Source organism: Micromonospora sp. NBC_00362 (assembly GCF_026342155.1).
Taxonomy (GTDB): domain Bacteria; phylum Actinomycetota; class Actinomycetes; order Mycobacteriales; family Micromonosporaceae; genus Micromonospora; species Micromonospora hortensis.
The window spans coordinates 2,227,355-2,244,604 of sequence record NZ_JAPENH010000001.1; the positions used below are offsets into that span (position 1 = coordinate 2,227,355).

Genomic DNA, 17,250 nt, shown 5'->3' on the forward strand with positions numbered 1-17,250 from the left:
GGTGCCGTTGCAGGACTGGTTCCTCACCGCGGAGGAACGCGCCAACCCGGTCTCTGGCATACCCGTATGGACCACGGGAAACCTCGCCGAGCCGTTGATTCACGGTGTCGCGTACTTCGACCGACTGGTCGACGAGGTCGAGGCCCTGGGCCCCGGCGACCACCTGTTCTTCACCGACTGGCGGGGTGACCCGGACCAGCGACTGCGCCCGGACGGTCCGACAGTGGTCCAGCTCTTCGCCCAGGCCGCTCAGCGCGGCGTGGTGGTCAAAGGGTTGATCTGGCGCTCGCACCTCGACGTCCTGGCCTACAGCGAGGCCGAGAACCGCGACCTCAGCGAGACGATCTCGGCCGCCGGTGGCGAGGTGCTGCTGGACCAACGGGTCCGGCGCGGCGGCTCGCACCATCAGAAGCTCGTGGTGCTGCGGCACCAGGGCGCGCCAGAGCGGGACATCGCCTTCGCCGGTGGGATCGACCTGTGTCACAGCCGTCGCGACGACGCCGCGCACCACGGCGACCCGCAACCGGTGCAAATGTCGCCCCGGTACGGACCCAATCCGCCCTGGCACGACGTGCAGCTCGCGGTGCGCGGCCCGGTGGTCGGCGCGTTGGACACCCTGTTTCGGGAACGCTGGACCGACCCGATGCCGCTGGACTCGGAGAACCCGATGGCCTACCTGCGGGACCGGCTGCGCGGCTCGGACCTGCGCCCCGACCCGCTGCCCGAACAGCCGGCCGATCCGCCGCCCTGCGGTCCGCACCAGATCCAGGTGCTGCGCACCTACCCCGCCGTCCGCCCGCGCTACTCGTTCGCACCGGACGGGGAGCGGACCGTGGCCCGGGGTTACACCAAGGCGGTACGCCGGGCCCGCCGGCTCATCTACCTGGAGGACCAGTACCTCTGGTCGGCCGAGGTCGCGGACCTCTTCGCGCACGCTCTGCGGGACAACCCGGACCTGCACCTGATCGCCGTCGTCCCCCGCCACCCGGACGTGGACGGCAAGCTGGCGTTGCCGCCGAACATGGTCGGGCGCGAGCAGGCGCTGTCGCTGTGCGAGCGGGCCGCACCGGACCGGGTGCACGTGTTCGACGTGGAGAACCACGCCGGCGACCCGGTCTACGTGCACGCGAAGGTCTGCGTGGTCGACGACGTGTGGGCCAGCGTGGGCAGCGACAACTTCAACCGGCGGTCCTGGACGCACGACAGCGAGTTGTCCTGCGCCGTGCTCGACGACACCCCGGACCAGCGGGAGCCCACCGACCCCGCCGGGCGGGGCGACGGCGCGCGAAGCTTCGCCAGGGACCTGCGACTGCGGCTGTGGCGCGAGCACCTGGACCGCGACCCGGACGGCACGGACGACGCCGACCTGTTGGACCCGGCGGACGCCGTCGCGGCCGTCACGGCCGCCGCCGACGCGCTACAGCAGTGGTACGACGACGGCCAGGTGGGAGAACGGCCGCCCGGGCGGCTGCGCCCGCACCGCCCCGAGCGGCTGCCGTGGTACACCCGGGCCTGGGCGCTGCCGATGTACCGGCTGGTCTACGACCCGGACGGCAGGCCGCTGCGGGCGAGGCTGGCCGGCACCTGGTGATGCGGTCGGGCCGGGTCCGACGCGGCGACCGCGTACACGTTCAGCCCGCCGGGGTAGGCGAACGACGAGCGCGGTGAGTAGTAGCCGAAGCCGATGGTCAGCGGGTTGGCCGGGCGCAGCGCGTACATCGGGTGGCCGGGCTGGAGGAACTCCACCGACTCGATCTCGAACGGGGCGACCGGCTCGGCGACGAACGGGTAGGCCGAGCTGAGCAGCTGGCCGTCGCGCCGGGTGAAGTATCGGTGGTGCCCACTGCTGATGACGTGACCGGTCTCCCCCACCCGACACCGGGCCCGGACCAACGGCGTGCCGTCGATCTCCGTCTCGGAGAGCAGGTCCTCGCCGTTGACGTCGATCCGGGTGCGCCCGGCGAGCACCGGGGCGCCGCGAGCGACGGCGTATTCACGGACCCGCCGGCTGGAGGCCACGTAGTGGGTCCACCAACCACCGGCGTTGAGGCCGCCCGGCGCGTCGACGCCCAGCAGCGAGACGCCGAGGTAGGTCAGTGAGTACGCGCCGAAGCCGGAGGTCTGCGTCTCGTCGTCGACGATGTACTGATTCAGGAAGACCTGCCGGTCGGGACGGGGGCAGAGCCCCGGCGGGACCAGCGCGGCGACCGCGTCGGGATCCGCCGGCAGCCAGCTGAAGTAGAGGGTGCGGCTGTTCACGACAAGCTGGGGAGCGGCTGGATCGAGCACGGTGCCTCCGAACCGGGTGTGTACACGCGACGCTACGGCCGGTCCCACCAGCGGGACAAGGACGGATAGTCGACACTCCTGGCGACTTGTCGGATTTCCTGTTGACCAGTCGACGCGAGCCGTGGGCCGATCAGCCGGAGCGGCCGGCCGATTGGGCAGCGGCTGCGGCGTGAACAACGGGTAAGGATCCTCACAGTCACCCCAACTTCCGCGCCATATGCCCGTTTTATGGTCGAACACACCTTAAGTACATCAACCTTTCGGCTAGATTTCCGGGAGACGATCAGGTTAAGGTGACTCCCGAACGGCCTATTGGAAGCTAAACCAAAGCGTCACGTCTTTTTAGTCAGCGGACGAGGTGCAGGGAGGACCACCCATGACCGCGCCAACGATCACCGAGCAGCCGAGCACCGCCGTCAAGGCCACCACCAAGCTCGACCCGCGCGCTCTCACCGACAGCGCCGCCGACCTGCTCAACGCGATGGCGGCGCTGCCCGCCAACCACCCGTCGCGCGCCGCTCTGCGGGACCGGGCGATCGAGGCCTGGCTTCCGCTCGCCAACCACCTGGCCCACCGCTACAGCGGGCGCGGCGAGCCGAACGACGACCTGGCGCAGACCGCCGCTATCGGTCTGATCAAGGCCATCGACAAGTTCGACCCCGAGCGCGGTGTCGACTTCGCCGGTTACGCGATCCCCACCATCATCGGCGAGCTCAAGCGGCACTTCCGGGACCGCACCTGGGACATCCGGGTGCCCCGCCGGCTCCAGGAGCTGCGGCTGGCCATCTCCGACGCCAACAGCTCGCTCCTGCAGACCCTCGGCCGCTCGCCGACGGTCGCCGACATCGCCGCGCACCTCAAGCTCACCGAGGAAGAGGTGCTGGAGGGCCTGGAAGGCGCCCGCGCGTACAACGCGGTGTCGCTGTCCACCCCGACCGGCGACGGCGAGCGCGCCACCGAGCTGGGCGACATGCTCGGCGGCGAGGACAGCGAGTTCGAGCTGGCTGAGCTGCGCGTGGCCCTCGGCCCGGCGCTGGCCACCCTCGACGAGCGCGAGCAGAAGATCCTCACGCTGCGCTTCTACGGCAACCTGACCCAGTCGCAGATCGCCGACCAGATCGGTGTCTCGCAGATGCACGTATCGCGGCTGCTGACCCGGGCGCTGACCAAGCTGCGCGGCCAGCTCGACGGCACGTACTGATTAGGTGACGAGCGGAGGGCCGGGTCCATTGGACCCGGCCCTCCGCTTTTGTCAGTGCTGTCACGCGAGCGTGACAGTGCGACCACAGGACGTGCTGGTCGCGTCTACCGACCGGCTCAGTGCCCGACCGGCTCGCGCCACATCGGCCAGAACGGCGTCCCGTCGGGCACCCGGAACGGCTCGCCGGCCAGGTAGCCGTGCTTCGCGTACAGGTCCCGACTGCGCGGGCTGCTCGCCTCCAGGTACGCCGGCATCCCGTTGGCGTCCAGCCAGGCGTGGTGGTGGCGCATCAGCGCGCTCCCCAAGCCCTGCCCCTGCCGGTCCGGCCGGGTCGCCAGGAACGCGAGGTGGTGGTGATCCGGATGCGGGTGGTTCGCCGCGAACAGCTCGTCGAGGTGCTGGAACCGGTCGGTCCACTCGCCGCAGGCTGCGGCCAGTCGGGCGTCGTAGTCCGCCGGCGGCGGCGCCGGCTCACCGACCGACGGAAACCAGACCGCGACCGAGGTCCGGTCGGCTGTGGCGTGGACGATGCCGTGCCGCATCGCGTGCCCGACCAGGATCTCGAAGTCGCCGGCCAGTACCGCCTCCCGCTTGCTCGGGTCGGGGACCAGCCAGTACGTCACCTCCAGGACGGTGAACGCCTCGGCGATCCGACCCGCCACGAGGGTGGTCTCCTCCGGCCCGAGTTGCTCGATGACCACGCTCATCGGGTCACCTCCACGGCGGCCGGCGCCTCCGGCTTGACGGCGGCCGCGGCGCTCGCCGCACCCAGGCCGATCCGGGCGTACGTGTCCGGGCGGTTGCTGCGCAGCAGCAGGGCCCAGCCGATGCCCAGCAGGGCGGCCACCGGGTACGCGGCGGGCAGCGCCCAGCGCAGCGTCGAGTCCGGCGCGACGCCGAGCAGGTTGGCGAAGTTCGACACGGCCAACCAGATGATCACGAAGAGCGCGATGGTGGCCAGGCCGGGCGCGATGGCCCGTCGCCAGAGGTTCTCGCCCCCGGCGGAGCGGGCGAAGTAGGCGATCACCGCCACCGAGGTGGTGGCGATCAGCAGCAGGACACCGAAGCCGCCGGTGGTGCCGACCCAGAAGAAGAGCTGGACCACCGGATCCCAGCCGTTGATCGCGTACAGCAGGATGACCAGCAGCCCGAGGACGCTCTGCGCCACCGAGGCGGCCCGCGGCGCCCCGGTACGGGCCGAGGTCTGCCCGAACACCGCCGGCAGCACCCGCTCCCGACCGAGCGCGAAGGTGTAACGGGCCGTGGTGTTGTGGAACGAGATCATCGCGGCGAGCACCGAGGTCAGGAAGAGCACCTGCCCGATGGTGACCGCGGTGTCGCCGAGGTGCGCGGCGGCCAGGTTGAAGATGAGCCCGACGCTCTGTTCGCCGGCCTCGGCGACGATCTGGTCCTGCCCGACAGCGACGGTCATGGTCCAGGACGACAGCGCGTACAGCCCGGCGATGATCGCCACCGAGAGGTAGGTGGCCAACGGCACCGTCCGCTTCGGGTCCTTGCTCTCCTCGCTGAAGACCACCGCCGACTCGAAGCCGACGAAGCCGAGGACGGCGAGCACCAGCACCGCGCCGACACCCGGCACGAAGAGGTTGTCCGGCGAGAACGGGGCGAAGCTGACCCCGCCGTCGGCCGGGTTGCCGAGCTGTCCCAGGTCGAAGACGAGGACCACCACGATCTCGGCGACCAGCAGCGCGGCCAGGACCATGCCGTTGAGGTCGACCCGGAGCAGGCCGAGCAGGCCGACCAACGCCCACGCCACCAGGGCCACTACCGCCCAGTGCGGGTGCCCGCCGAAGAGCCGGTCGAGCACCGGCTCGGCCGCCACGCCGATGGTGCCGTACAGCCCGACCTGCAACGCGTTGTACGCGATCAGCGCCACCCAGGCGGCGCCCACGCCGGCCGGTCGGCCGAGGCCACGGGAGATGTAGGCGTAGAAGGCGCCGGCGTTCTCCACCCGACGGGACATCGCCACGTAACCCACCGAGAAGAGCGCGAGCACCGCGGCGATCAGCAGGAAGGCCAGCGGGATGCCGGTCACCCCGATGACGCCGTAGCCGGTGGTGACGACGCCGGCCACCACTGTCAGCGGCGCGGCGGCGGAGAGGACGAAGAAGATCACCGAGGGGATGCCGAGGCGGCCTCGGGCCAGGGCTTCGGAGACGTTGCTGGGTCGGTCGACTGTCGATGTCGGGGGCATACGACTACTCCGATTGACGAGGGGAGGGTTGGGGGTTACCGGAGGGAGATCAGGGAATGCCGCGCAGCACGGCGGCGCCGACGGCTGCCTCGGTGTGCCCGACGAGTTCCTTGAGTGGCGCCGGCAGCGCGGGGATGAGGACGTTCAGCCGGTGGTGCGCGCGGGGGCCGGCGCTCCACAGCACCTCGCGGGTCAGTCCCGCGGCCACGACCAGGCCGAGCAGCAGGGCGTCCGGCACGCCCGGCGGGTCCGGCCGGTCCAGCAGGGCCCGCAGCCGGGTGGCCGGCCAGGCCACCGCGTTGAGGTCGATCGGCAGGTAACTGACCGAGGTACGCAGCAGCCGGCGACTCTCCTGGCGGCGCAGCACCCCGGCGCGGGCCAACCGCTCCCCCACCGAGGTCGTGGCGCTCTGCGCCAGGAAGCTCAGCCAGGTGCGCAGCTCCCGGTGCTGGGACTCACCGACCAACTGGTCCAGCACCGTGTGCGCCAGGGCATCGGCCGGCGGACGCCGGTCGATGACGGTGATGTGCCCGGCCGTGACGGTGATATGTCCATAGAGGATCAGCTCACCGAGGAGCCCGCCGGCCAGCCCCAGCCCGGTCGCCGCCGGGTGCAGCTTGGCCTTGCCGCGACTGTCGTTGTGTGCGATCAGGAAGAACTCGTCGGCGATGAGCAACGGTCCTCCCGCACAGGTGTGTCCACAGTGATCGCGACCGGGAAAGGATGCACCGACAGCTACTGCAACGCAACTCCCAGATTCGAAAGTTGCACTCCGTGCATATGCGACCTGCGGATCTTGTCGTGGCAGACTCGGACGGTGACCGCCACTCCCGCCATTCGGCCCGCCGCAAGCCCCACAGTGCGGCGACGCCGCATCGCCCGGGAACTCCGCCAACTTCGGGAACGCGCGGGCATGACACTCGATGTGGCGGCCCGTCAGCTCGACATGTCGAAGAGCAACCTCTCCCGCATCGAGACCGCGCAGATCGGCATCAAACCGCGTGACGTCCGAGCGGCTCTCGCGCTGTACCAGGTGACCGGTTCGGATGCCGAGGCGCTGATCGAGATCGCCCGGGGAGCACAGCAGCGCGGCTGGTGGCAGAACTACAGCGACGTGCTCCCGGAGTGGTTCGAGTTCTACGTCGGGCTGGAGGCCGAGGCGGCGGCGCTGCGCACGTACGAGGCCGAGTCGGTGCCCGGGCTGTTGCAGACCGAGGCGTACGCCCGGGAGATCTTCCGGCGCACCGCCGGCGAGGACGGTCTGGAGCGCAAGATCGCCGCCCGGCTGCGCCGGCAGGAGGTGCTGCGCCGCGAGGACCCGGTCGATCTGTCGGTGATCCTCAACGAGGCGGTGCTCCTGCGCCCGGTCGGCGGCGCCGCCGTGATGGCCGAACAACTGGTCCACATGAGCCGGATCGCGCAGCTACCCAACGTGACAATCCAGGTACTTCCCTTCACCGCTGGCGGACATCCCGCGATGAGCACCCCGTACGTGATCCTCAACTTCGCCGATGCCGCCGACGCGTCAGTGGTTTACCTGGATAACCTCACGATGGGGCTGGCTCTGGAGGAAGCCGATCATGTGCTCGGGTATAGCCTTCTGCACGAGGAGCTGTGCCGGATGGCGCTCGATCCGACGGCGTCGTTGACCCGTCTTGAGCATGCTTCTCGTAACTTTGCGTGACCGCTTCTGCGGCACGCCGACGCAGACGAGAGGTACCGCGGATGACGGCGTACGACCTGACCCGAGCGGACTGGCGCACCAGCACGCGCAGCAGCGGCAACGGCAACTGCGTGGAGGTCGCGACAGTCGACGGTCAGGTCGCCGTCCGGGACAGCAAGGACCGCTCCGGCCCGGTGCTCGCCTTCGGCGCGACGGCCTGGCGGGCGTTCGTGCTCGGCGTCGGCGAGGTCCGTCGCTCCTGACGCACCCGTCCCGGTGCGAGACTGGGCCGTGCTCTCCGACGTAACAGTTGACCTGCCGGTCCGTCCGGTGCTGCCGGCGCTTGTCGCGGCACTCGACGCGGCCGGCGCCGGTGTGCTGGTGGCCCCGCCGGGCACCGGCAAGACCACCCTCGCGCCGCTGGCCGTGGCCGACCGGGTGACCGGTCGGGTGGTGATCGCCCAACCCCGCCGGGTGGCGGCCCGTGCCGCCGCCCGGCGCATGGCCGAGCTGCTCGGCGAGCGGGTCGGTGAGCGGGTCGGCTACGCGGTACGCGGCGAGCGCCGGGTCGGCCCGGCCACCCGGATCGAGGTGGTCACCACCGGCCTGCTGGTCCGCCGGCTGCACCACGACCCGGAGCTTCCCGGCACGGGTGCCGTGCTGCTCGACGAGTGCCACGAGCGCCAACTCGACGCCGACCTCGCGCTGGCCTTCACAGTGGAGGCGCGCGCCACTCTCCGGCCGGACCTGTGGCTGCTGGCGATGTCGGCGACCCCCGACACCGACAGGTTCGCCGCGCTGCTGGGCGGGCCCACCCCGGCCCCTGTGGTACGGGCCGACTCGGCTTTGCACCCGGTGGAGCGGATCTGGATGCCTCCGGCGCGCCCGATCGCCCCGCCCGGGGCCGGGCCGGTGGACCGGGCCCTGCTCGACCACGTGGCCGCCACCGTCCGGCGGGCGCTGCGCGAGCACGACGGCGACGTGCTCGTCTTCCTGCCCGGGGCCGGCGAGATCGCGGCGGTCACCGGCCGGCTGGCCGACCTGCGGGACGTGGTCGCGCTGCTGCCGCTGCACGGTCGTCAACGCGGCGCCGAGCAGGACGCGGCGCTGCGTCGCGCGGACCGGCGGCGGGTGGTGCTGGCCACCGCGCTGGCCGAGACCAGTCTGACAGTGCCGGGTGTGCGGATCGTGGTGGACGCCGGGCTGTCCCGGGTGCCCCGGATCGACCTGGCTCGCGGGCTGGGTGCGCTGGTCACCGTGCCGGTCTCCCGCGCCGCCGCCACCCAGCGGGCCGGCCGGGCCGGTCGGGAGGCCCCCGGGTACGTCTACCGGTGCTGGTCGGCGGCGACCCACGAGCGACTGCCCGCTCGTGCCGAGCCGGAGATCGCCACCGCCGACCTGACCGGCTTCGCGTTGGAGCTGGCCGCCTGGGGCCGACCGGACGGCGTCGGGCTCGCGTTGCCCGACGCGCCGCCGACGGCCGCGATGACAGTGGCCCGGGAAACCCTGGAGACCCTGGGCGCTGTCGACGCCGACGGTCGGATCACGGCGCGGGGGCGGTCGATCGCGGCCGCCGGGGCGCACCCACGGCTGGCCCGGGCGCTGCTCGACGGGGCCGGCCGGGTCGGTGCCGACCGGGCCGCCGAGGTGGTCGCCCTGCTCGCCGAGGAGAGCGCGGCCGGCCCCGGTGACGATCTGGTCGCCGGTTGGCGTCGGCTGCGCGCCGGCGTGGACGCGGGCGCGACGGCCCGTTGGCGCACCGAGGTACGCCGGCTGCGGGCCGCGCTGCCTGCCGGCGCCCCGCCGAAGGGCCGCGCTGACGCCACCGGCCGCACCGACTCGGGTGGACTGAGCGACGATCTCGCCGCCGGGCTGCTCGTCGGTCTGGCGTACCCGGAACGGTTGGCCAGGGTACGGCGGCCGGGCGGTTCGGCGTACCTGATGACCGGCGGGACCGCCGCGGAGCTGGCGGCCGGCTCGGGGCTGACCGGGTCCGACTGGCTGGCGGTGGCGGTCGCGGACCGCACCCCCGGCGCGCCGTCGGCCCGCATCCGCCGGGCCTCCCCGGTGGACGAGGCGACGGCCCGGGAGGCGGCCGGTCCGTTGCTGCGAACCGACCGCGAGGTCGGCTGGTCGGACGGGGACGTGGTGGCCCGGGAGGTGACCCGGCTGGGCGCCATCGAGCTGGTGCAGCGACGGCTGGACCGGCCGGACCGGGCGGAGGTGGCCGCCGCGCTGCTGAGCGGCCTGCGCCAGGAGGGGCTGGGGCTGGTGCCCTGGACACCGGCGGCGCGGGCGCTGCGCGAGCGGCTCGCGTTCCTCCGGCACCACCTGGGCGAGCCGTGGCCGGAGGTCGGGGACGACTCGTTGCTCGACGCCGCGCCGACGTGGTTGGGCCCGGAGCTGGCCGCCGGGCGACGCCGGGCCGACCTGGCGCGAGTGGACGTGTCGTCGGCGCTGCGTCGGCTGCTGCCCTGGGCACAGGCCGCCCGCCTCGACGAGCTGGCCCCGGAGCGGATCGAGGTGCCGAGTGGTTCTCGGATCCGGCTGGACTACGGCGACCCGGCCGCGCCGGTGCTCGCCGTGAAGCTCCAGGAGACGTTCGGCTGGCCGGCGGCCCCCCGCATCGCCGACGGTCGGGTGCCGGTGCTGCTGCACCTGCTCTCCCCCGCCGGCCGGCCGGTGGCGGTCACCGCCGACCTGGCGTCGTTCTGGCGTACCGGTTATCCGCAGGTCCGCTCCGAGCTACGCGGGCGCTATCCCCGGCACCCGTGGCCGGAGGATCCGGGAACGGCGACACCCACCCGGCACGCCACGCCACGTCGGCGCTGAGCGCCGGCCTACTCCTCGACGACGTCGGCCACCACGACTGTGACGTTGTCCGGCGCGCCGGCGTGCAGGGCCAGGTCGATCAGCTTGGCGGCGCAGGCGTCCCGGTCCGGATAGCCGCTGAGCACCTCGGTGAGGGTGTCCGGGCGGACCACGTTGGAGAGGCCGTCGCTGCACAGCAGCCACCGGTCGCCGGCCCGGGGCACCATTGTCGCGTACGACGGTGAGACCTCTTCGCCCTGCAACGCCTGGGTGACCACGGCCCGGCGCGGGTGGCTGCTGGCCTGGTCCGCGGTGATCACGCCCTGGTCCACCAGCATCTGGACGAACGTGTCGTCCCTGGTGACCTGCTTGAGCACGCCCTCGCGGAACAGGTAGGCCCGGGAGTCGCCGACGTGCGCGAGCGCCAGGCAGCTGCCGGTACGGGCGAAGAGCAGGGCGGTCAGCGTGGTGCCCATGCCCTGGCGCTCGGAATCCTCGGCGACCGCCTGTCGGATCCGGGAGGTGGCCAGCGCGATGCCACCTTCGAGCGCGGCCACCAGGGCGTCCTCGGGTGTCTCCACGTCCAGCGGGGCGAACGCGTCGATGGTGAGGGCGCTGGCCAGGTCGCCGGCGGCCATTCCGCCCATGCCGTCGGCGACGGCGACGAGCCAGGTGCCGGCGTGCAGGGCGTCCTGGTTTCCGCTGCGGATCAGCCCACGGTCGCTCGTTCCCACGGAACGCAGCTTCAGGGTCATGGGAGGCAGCCTGCCAGGCGAAGGGCGCAGTTGTCTCTAGGAGATCAGGACGACGGCGCGTGGCGCGGCCAATCTCACGTCCGGGTGGGGGCGCGTCAGGGTGCCCGCTCGGGCTGACCGCCCTTGTCGGATGCGGAAACCCATCCAACCAGATCAATTGACATGACGTACCGGCACTGGAAACATCGAGCCGATACCTGGGAGCGCTCCCAGCTTCCGTCGCATCACCCTGCCACCACCAACGTCCCACTTTCCGTCCCGGAAGGACTCCCCGTGACGCCATCCCGACGCCGCCTCCTGTTGGCTGCGGCGACCACTCTGGCCCTCACCGGCGCGGGCGCCGGCGCGGCCCACGCCGACCCACCACCGGACGCCCCCGAACAAATCGACAACGGCGACTTCAGCGCCGGGGTGAGCCCCTGGTTCTCCTTCGGCACCGGCGCGCTGGCGGTCACCGACGGCCAGCTCTGCACCACAGTCGCGGGCGGGCTGGCCAACCCGTGGGACGCCGGCATCGGCCAGGACGGCGTGCCGCTGATCGCCGGCGCCGAATACACCCTCGGCTTCGCGGTCTCCGCCACCCCCGGCGCCGCGGTCAAGGCCGTGTTGCAGCTCGGCAGCGCCCCGTACACCACGTACGCGGCAGTGGACGCCACAGCGACCGGCACCCTCCAGCGGGTCGAGCAGACCTTCACCGTCCCGGACGACAACCCCAGCGCCCAACTGATCTTCCAGGTCGGCGGTTCCGCCCAGGCGCAGACCATCTGCCTGGACGACGTCTCGCTGCGCGGCGGCGAGCCGCCCGAGCCGTACGAGCCGGACACCGGGCCACGGGTGCGCGTCAACCAGGTCGGCTACCTTCCCGGCGGCCCGAAGAACGCCACTGTCGTCACCGAGGCCACCGAAGCGCTGCCCTGGCAGCTGCGCAGCGCCGCCGGCGCCGTCGTGGCCAGTGGCACCACCACCGCTCGGGGTGTCGACGCCGCCTCCGGGCAGAACGTGCAGACTGTCGACTTCTCCAGCTACCGCACCCCCGGCAGCGGGCTCACGCTCACCGTGGACGGCGAGACGAGCCACCCGTTCGACATCTCCGGCGCCCTCTACGACCAGCTGCGCTCCGACTCGTTGCAGTTCTTCTACGCCCAGCGCAGCGGCATCGCCATCGACGGTGACCTGATCGGCGACGAGTACGCCCGGCCCGCCGGCCACCTCGGCGTCGCCCCCAACCAGGGCGACACCAACGTGCCCTGCCAGCCGGGTGTCTGCGACTACTCCCTGGACGTGCGCGGCGGTTGGTACGACGCCGGCGACCACGGCAAGTACGTGGTCAACGGCGGCATCGCCACCTACCAACTGCTGAACACCTTCGAGCGGACCAGGACGGCGGCCACCGCCAACGGCGGCGCGGAACTCGCCGACGGAACGCTGCGGGTGCCCGAGCGCGACAACGGGGTGCCGGACATCCTCGACGAGGCGCGCTGGGAGCTGGAGTTTCTGCTGCGCATGCAGGTGCCCGCCGGCAAGCCGCTCGCCGGCATGGTCCACCACAAGATCCACGATCAGAACTGGACCGGGCTGCCCCTCTCGCCGCAGGACGACCCGCAGCCGCGCGAGCTGCACCCACCGTCGACAGCGGCCACCCTCAACCTGGCCGCGACGGCCGCCCAGTGCGCCCGGCTCTTCGCACCGTACGACGCGGCGTTCGCGACCCGCTGCGGCACTGCCGCGAAGACCGCCTACGCCGCGGCCAAGGCCCACCCGGCGGTGTACGCCAGCCCGACCGACGGCACCGGCGGCGGCGCGTACGACGACAGCAACGTCACCGACGAGTTCTACTGGGCGGCTGCCGAGCTGTACCTGACCACCGGTGCGCAGAACTACCTGGCCGACCTGACCGCCTCACCGCACCACACCGGAAACGTGTTCGACGCACGGGGCTTCGGCTGGCAGAGCGTGGCCGCGCTGGGCCGCCTCGACCTGGCCACTGTGCCGAACGGGCTACCCGCCGCCGACCTGGCCCGGGTCCGCGCCTCGGTCACCGCCGCCGCCGACACGTACCTCGTCGAGCTGCGCCGGCAGGCGTACGGGCTGCCGATGCCCGGTGACGCCAACAGCTACTTCTGGGGCGGCAACAGCAACGTCATCAACAACGCCGTCGTGCTGGCCACCGCGTTCGACCTGACCCGCAACCCCGTCTACCGCGACGGCGCCGTACAGGCCATGGACTACATCCTCGGTCGCAACGCCCTGAACATCTCCTACGTCACCGGGTGGGGAGAGCACGCCGCGCAGAACCAGCACAGTCGGATCTTCGGCCACCAGCTCGACCCGAACCTGCCCCGACCGCCCGCCGGCTCCCTCGCCGGTGGCCCGAACGCGGCCCTCCAGGACCCGTTCGTGGCACAACTGCTGGCCGGTTGCGAGCCGATGTTCTGCTACGTCGACGACATCAACTCGTACTCGACAAACGAGGTGGCGATCAACTGGAACTCGGCGCTGACCTGGATCTCCTCGTTCCTGGCCGACCAGGGTGACGCCGGCGCGGTGCCGGCCACCACCTGCACGGCGCGCTACACCAACTACGGCGCCTGGCAGGGCGGCACCGGGTTCACCGGGCAGCTGACCATCCAGAACACGGGCACCGCGGCCATCAACGGCTGGAGCGTGCGCTTCGCGTTCACCGGTGACCAGCGGGTACGCGAGGCGTGGCTGGCGAAGGTCGCCCAGTCCGGCGCGACGGTGACCGCGCGCAACGAGTCGTACAACGCCAAGATCGCACCCGGCGGCACTGTGACGTTCGGTTTCAACGCGACGACGGGCGGCGGCGCCAACCCGGGCCCCGGCCTGGTCACTGTCAACGGAGCGGCCTGCTCACTGACCTGACCGACGTCCTGGTGCCCGCCCGGGGAGGGGCGGTCACCAGGACCGCACGACGCGCGGCCGGCGGGTCAACCGCCGGCCGCGTTGTGCTTCGCCACCAGGCTCGGGAGTTCGTCCAGTGAGTCGATCCGGAACAGGCACCGCTCGGCCACCGTGGAGGGGTCGAGGATGTGCCCCCACGGACCGCGTCGGATCAGGCACGTCTTCATGCCCGCCTCCAGGGCCGGGCGCACGTCGTTGTCGGGCCGGTCGCCGACGTACAGGATCGACGACGCGACACCGCCGCCCGCTGCGACGACCCGCTCGAAGAACGCCGGTGCCGGCTTCGCCACGCCCCACCCGTGCGACGTGCCGATCACGTCCACCGGAAGGTCGAGATCGCGCAGGGTCGCCTCCGCATGAGCTGGCTGGTTACCGGCCAGGCCCACCAACATGCCCTGGTCCTTCAAGGACTCCAGGCACCCCCGCGCGTCCGGGTAGAGATCCTCCTCGGCGAACGACTCCGGCTGGCCGGCAGCCGCCCGACGCTCCAGCTCGACGGTGAGGTCGAAGTCGGGCCGAAAGACCCGGAACGTCTCCTGATAGTCCAGACCCCGGGCGATCACCGCACCGAAGATCGCCGAGAAGGTGTGTCGGGGCACGCCGAGCCAGTCGGCCCAGGCAGCGAACTCGTGGGACTCGTCGAGAATGGTCCCACCAACGTCGAAGAAGATCGCCTCAATCACGTCGCATCCCCCGTCACCGTCGTGATGTCGGTGGATCATAGATGCCGATCATCCCAATGGTGAGGCCCCGAGTTGCCGCCGGACGACCGCGGATGACCGATACGGCGACCCGTTCTCCTGGTGGTGCTTTCGAGCTGATGCCGTAGACGATGCACCGCTCGCTACCAAACTCGGTGGATCCGACGCTCCGGGTGAGCCATGGTCATGCCATGGATGGCGGCGAACTGGCCGGCGCGGAGCGTCGGGTGTGGGCGGAGATGCCGACGGGGACGCGGACCGCTCTTGCCGGGCTGTCCGGCGCGGACCTGCGCAGTCTGCTGTTGAGCGTGGCCCGCGACCGGGCGGCGACCATCCGCCCCTCCGAGGTGGTACGCCGCTGGCGCGAGGACCGCTTCGTCCGCCCGGCCCGCGCCGATCCGCGCGTGCTCGCACGGGTGGAGGCCCGGATGTGGCAACTGTTGCCCGCCGACGTCGCCGGGGTGGAGCTGTCGCCGGTCGTACCGGTCGGCGCCTGCTCGGCGATCGCACCGGTCAGCCAGAACAGGATCGTCACCACGATGCGCGCCAGCGAGGTGCTGAGCGATCCCACAAACGCCCTCGCCATCGAGGCGGCCTTGCGTCGCCGCCGACAGGGTGAGGTGCACCTGGCCGCCGCCCATCGGGTGCTGCGGGCGCAGGACTTCGGCGGCGACGCGTCGGCGCACTTCCGGCTATTCGCCCTGGTGTCCAGCGCCCGGGACACCGGCTCGGGCGGCACGCAGGCCCGGCTGCTGGTCCGGCACCTCACCTACTGGCGGACCGTCCTCGCCGAGCTGGCACCGGCCGCCGCGCCGCAGCTGCACGTCACCACCTTCGACGATGATGCCGTCCGGGATCGGCTGGCCGACACCATCCGACCGGCCCTCGGCGCAGGTGTGGTGCCGCTCGTGGACGAACCGGAGCGGTCTCGCGGTCGCGGCTACTACACGGGCTGTGCCCTGCGGATCACCGTCCTGGACGGCAGCCTGGAGATCGGCGACGGCGGCCTCACCGACTGGACCGCCCGGCTGAGCGGTGACGCGAAGGAACGCTGTCTCGTCTCCTGCCTCGCCACCGAACGTCTCGTCGACGGCATCAGCCGCTGAGCCCGGCGCACCGGCGCCTCCGAAGATCAGCTATCGCTCCCGGGCGGGCCGCCCACCGTCACCGCCCATCGTCACCGCCCATCGTCACCGCCCACCCTCGCCGCTTATCGTCACCGCCCACCCTCGCCGCTCACACTCGCCGCCCACCGGCGTCGCCCGGAGCCGCCAAGCCTGAGCCGCCAAGCCTCGCTCACCACCGGAATCTGTCGTACACCTGTTCTACTGTCGGTTCCATGTTGGAGGAGTTGGCGCAGGCGGAGGCGGCAGTCGCCGGCTGCGTTGACGCGTCGGCGTGGGCTCTTCCGGAGCACGACCTCGTCGCGGCACTCGACGCCACGCACCGACTCGAGCAACGCCTGGCCGCGGTCAAGCTGGCCCTCGTGCGGGAGTTGGACGGTCGAGGCATCGCGACCGCGCAGGGCGCGTCCTCGACGGCCGTGTGGCTACGGGACCGGTTGCGCCTCGGGGTTGGTGCCGCCCGCCGTCTGGTCGAATTGGCCGCGACGCTCGATGCCGCCCCGGCCGGTGTGCGGGACGCGCTGGCCGGCGGAGCGGTCGACGTGGAGCAGGTCCGGGTCATCGCCGACACGGTCAGCACAGTGCACACGGCCGCCGGTGCCGAGGCGGCCGAGAAGGCAGTGGGCGTCCTGGTCGAGTGGGCCGGGCAGTTCGAGCCGACCCTGCTGCGCAAGCTGGGCACCCAGATCCTCGACCACGTCGCCCCAGAGGTCGCCGATGCCGCCGCCAGGGCGGCGATGGAGGCCGAGGCCCGCCGAGCCTGCCGAGACCGTCATGTCACGCTGTCGGAGCTGCGGGACGGCCGGCTACGGCTGTCCGGCATCCTCGACGGCGAGGCGGCCGGCCTGCTGCGCGCCGCGATCGACCCGCTGACCGCACCGTCCGGCCCAGACGATCCGCGTTCTCCCGGGCAACGCCGGCACGACGCGTTCGCCGACCTTTGTCGGCTTGCCCTACGCACCGGCGAGTTGCCCGAGCACGGAGGCGATCCTGCCCAACTCGTCGTCACCACCAGCTACGACGGGTTGGCGCGGCAGCTCGGCGCCGCCGCTCTCGACACCGGCCTGCATCTCACTCCCGAGGCCGTGCGCCGGCTCGCGTGCGACGCCGCCGTCCTCCCCGCCGTCCTTGGCGGCGCGAGCCAGCCACTCGACGTCGGGCGACAACGCCGGCTCATCACCGGCCCGCTACGCCGCGCCCTGGTGCTGCGTGACCGAGGCTGCGCCTTCCCCGGCTGCGACCGCCCACCGCGCTGGTGCGACGCCCACCACATCCGGCACTGGGCCGACGGCGGCGACACCAGCCTGACCAACGCCGTGCTGCTCTGCGGCCACCATCACCGACACGTCCACCGTGGCGAATGGACCGTCCGGCTCGGCGGTGACGGCCACCCCGAGTTCATTCCGCCGGCCTGGCTAGACCCCGAACAGCTCCCCCGCCGCAACCAGTACCACCGACGGACGTGACCAGAGCGAGCGACCGACGGCGGCGCGATCGGTTGGCCACCCCCTCTGGCTGAGCCGCCGCTTACGTCGCGCCACGGCCCCACGTGCTGCTACCGCTCACCGA

The 17,250-nt window shown here is 72.0% G+C and carries 14 protein-coding genes; 8 read left to right on the top strand and 6 right to left on the bottom strand.

Going from position 1 to position 17,250, the window contains the following annotated elements:
• Position 1: 1 nt before the first annotated feature.
• Positions 2–1,591: a phospholipase D-like domain-containing protein gene (locus OG992_RS10240; protein WP_238682904.1), complete on the top strand. Its 1,590-nt coding sequence runs from the start codon at positions 2–4 to the stop codon at positions 1,589–1,591.
• Here OG992_RS10240 and OG992_RS10245 read toward each other — a convergent pair.
• On the bottom strand, positions 1,540–2,289 hold the full coding sequence (locus tag OG992_RS10245) for a hypothetical protein (RefSeq protein ID WP_238682903.1): 750 nt from the start codon (positions 2,287–2,289) through the stop codon (positions 1,540–1,542). The two genes, OG992_RS10240 and OG992_RS10245, sit on opposite strands and share 52 nt — an antisense overlap.
• 376 nt (positions 2,290–2,665) lie before the next feature.
• On the opposite strand from OG992_RS10245, the gene OG992_RS10250 reads away from it, so the two are divergent.
• Positions 2,666–3,490: a SigB/SigF/SigG family RNA polymerase sigma factor gene (locus tag OG992_RS10250; RefSeq protein WP_266303067.1), complete on the top strand. Its 825-nt coding sequence runs from the start codon at positions 2,666–2,668 to the stop codon at positions 3,488–3,490.
• 116 nt (positions 3,491–3,606) lie between these two features.
• Here OG992_RS10250 and OG992_RS10255 read toward each other — a convergent pair whose 3' ends face one another.
• Genes OG992_RS10255 through OG992_RS10265 form a run of 3 tightly spaced genes read right to left on the bottom strand, consistent with a single transcriptional unit; the run spans position 3,607 to position 6,381 of the window.
• The gene (locus tag OG992_RS10255) at positions 3,607–4,197 is read right to left on the bottom strand and encodes an N-acetyltransferase (RefSeq protein ID WP_238682902.1); all 591 of its coding nucleotides are present in this window, start codon (positions 4,195–4,197) and stop codon (positions 3,607–3,609) included.
• On the bottom strand, positions 4,194–5,705 hold the full coding sequence (locus OG992_RS10260) for an APC family permease (protein ID WP_238682901.1): 1,512 nt from the start codon (positions 5,703–5,705) through the stop codon (positions 4,194–4,196). Before OG992_RS10260 ends, OG992_RS10255 begins: the two co-directional genes overlap by 4 nt.
• Positions 5,706–5,754: 49 nt before the next feature.
• Positions 5,755–6,381 carry a GPP34 family phosphoprotein gene (locus tag OG992_RS10265; RefSeq protein ID WP_266303068.1) on the bottom strand — a complete coding sequence of 209 codons (627 nt, stop codon included), beginning with the start codon at positions 6,379–6,381 and terminating at the stop codon, positions 5,755–5,757.
• Between the two features lie 183 nt (positions 6,382–6,564).
• Between OG992_RS10265 and OG992_RS10270 the strand changes: the two genes are divergently transcribed.
• The 3 genes from OG992_RS10270 to hrpB are packed head-to-tail and all read left to right on the top strand — an operon-like array spanning position 6,565 to position 10,200.
• Entirely contained in the window at positions 6,565–7,389 is an 825-nt protein-coding gene (locus OG992_RS10270) for a helix-turn-helix transcriptional regulator (protein ID WP_266305185.1), read from the top strand.
• 41 nt (positions 7,390–7,430) lie between these two features.
• The gene (locus OG992_RS10275) at positions 7,431–7,631 is read left to right on the top strand and encodes a DUF397 domain-containing protein (protein ID WP_112678514.1); all 201 of its coding nucleotides are present in this window, start codon (positions 7,431–7,433) and stop codon (positions 7,629–7,631) included.
• Between the two features lie 28 nt (positions 7,632–7,659).
• Entirely contained in the window at positions 7,660–10,200 is a 2,541-nt protein-coding gene (hrpB, locus tag OG992_RS10280) for an ATP-dependent helicase HrpB (protein WP_266303069.1), read from the top strand.
• Positions 10,201–10,208: 8 nt separating this feature from the next.
• Here hrpB and OG992_RS10285 read toward each other — a convergent pair whose 3' ends face one another.
• On the bottom strand, positions 10,209–10,934 hold the full coding sequence (locus tag OG992_RS10285) for a PP2C family serine/threonine-protein phosphatase (protein WP_238682898.1): 726 nt from the start codon (positions 10,932–10,934) through the stop codon (positions 10,209–10,211).
• 273 nt (positions 10,935–11,207) lie between these two features.
• Between OG992_RS10285 and OG992_RS10290 the strand changes: the two genes are divergently transcribed.
• On the top strand, positions 11,208–13,817 hold the full coding sequence (locus tag OG992_RS10290; protein ID WP_266303070.1) for a glycoside hydrolase family 9 protein: 2,610 nt from the start codon (positions 11,208–11,210) through the stop codon (positions 13,815–13,817).
• A 65-nt stretch (positions 13,818–13,882) separates the two neighbouring features.
• On the opposite strand, the gene OG992_RS10295 is transcribed toward OG992_RS10290, so the two are convergent.
• On the bottom strand, positions 13,883–14,539 hold the full coding sequence (locus tag OG992_RS10295; RefSeq protein WP_266303071.1) for an HAD family hydrolase: 657 nt from the start codon (positions 14,537–14,539) through the stop codon (positions 13,883–13,885).
• Between the two features lie 209 nt (positions 14,540–14,748).
• Here OG992_RS10295 and OG992_RS10300 point away from each other — a divergent pair, with 209 nt between their 5' ends.
• Positions 14,749–15,663, top strand: a complete 915-nt coding sequence (locus OG992_RS10300) for a hypothetical protein (protein WP_266303072.1) — start codon at positions 14,749–14,751, stop codon at positions 15,661–15,663.
• A 233-nt stretch (positions 15,664–15,896) separates the two neighbouring features.
• The gene (locus OG992_RS10305) at positions 15,897–17,147 is read left to right on the top strand and encodes an HNH endonuclease signature motif containing protein (RefSeq protein WP_266303073.1); all 1,251 of its coding nucleotides are present in this window, start codon (positions 15,897–15,899) and stop codon (positions 17,145–17,147) included.
• Positions 17,148–17,250 lie beyond the last annotated feature (103 nt).

What these genes read in the sequence shown, in the direction of transcription:
- OG992_RS10305 (WP_266303073.1), top strand. Translation starts at nt 15,897, where the DNA reads ATGTTGGAGGAGTTGGCGCAGGCGGAGGCGGCAGTCGCCGGCTGCGTT.
- OG992_RS10300 (WP_266303072.1), top strand. Translation starts at nt 14,749, where the DNA reads ATGGATGGCGGCGAACTGGCCGGCGCGGAGCGTCGGGTGTGGGCGGAG.
- OG992_RS10260 (WP_238682901.1), bottom strand. Translation starts at nt 5,705, where the DNA reads ATGCCCCCGACATCGACAGTCGACCGACCCAGCAACGTCTCCGAAGCC.
- OG992_RS10255 (WP_238682902.1), bottom strand. Translation starts at nt 4,197, where the DNA reads ATGAGCGTGGTCATCGAGCAACTCGGGCCGGAGGAGACCACCCTCGTG.
- OG992_RS10250 (WP_266303067.1), top strand. Translation starts at nt 2,666, where the DNA reads ATGACCGCGCCAACGATCACCGAGCAGCCGAGCACCGCCGTCAAGGCC.
- OG992_RS10275 (WP_112678514.1), top strand. Translation starts at nt 7,431, where the DNA reads ATGACGGCGTACGACCTGACCCGAGCGGACTGGCGCACCAGCACGCGC.
- OG992_RS10285 (WP_238682898.1), bottom strand. Translation starts at nt 10,934, where the DNA reads ATGACCCTGAAGCTGCGTTCCGTGGGAACGAGCGACCGTGGGCTGATC.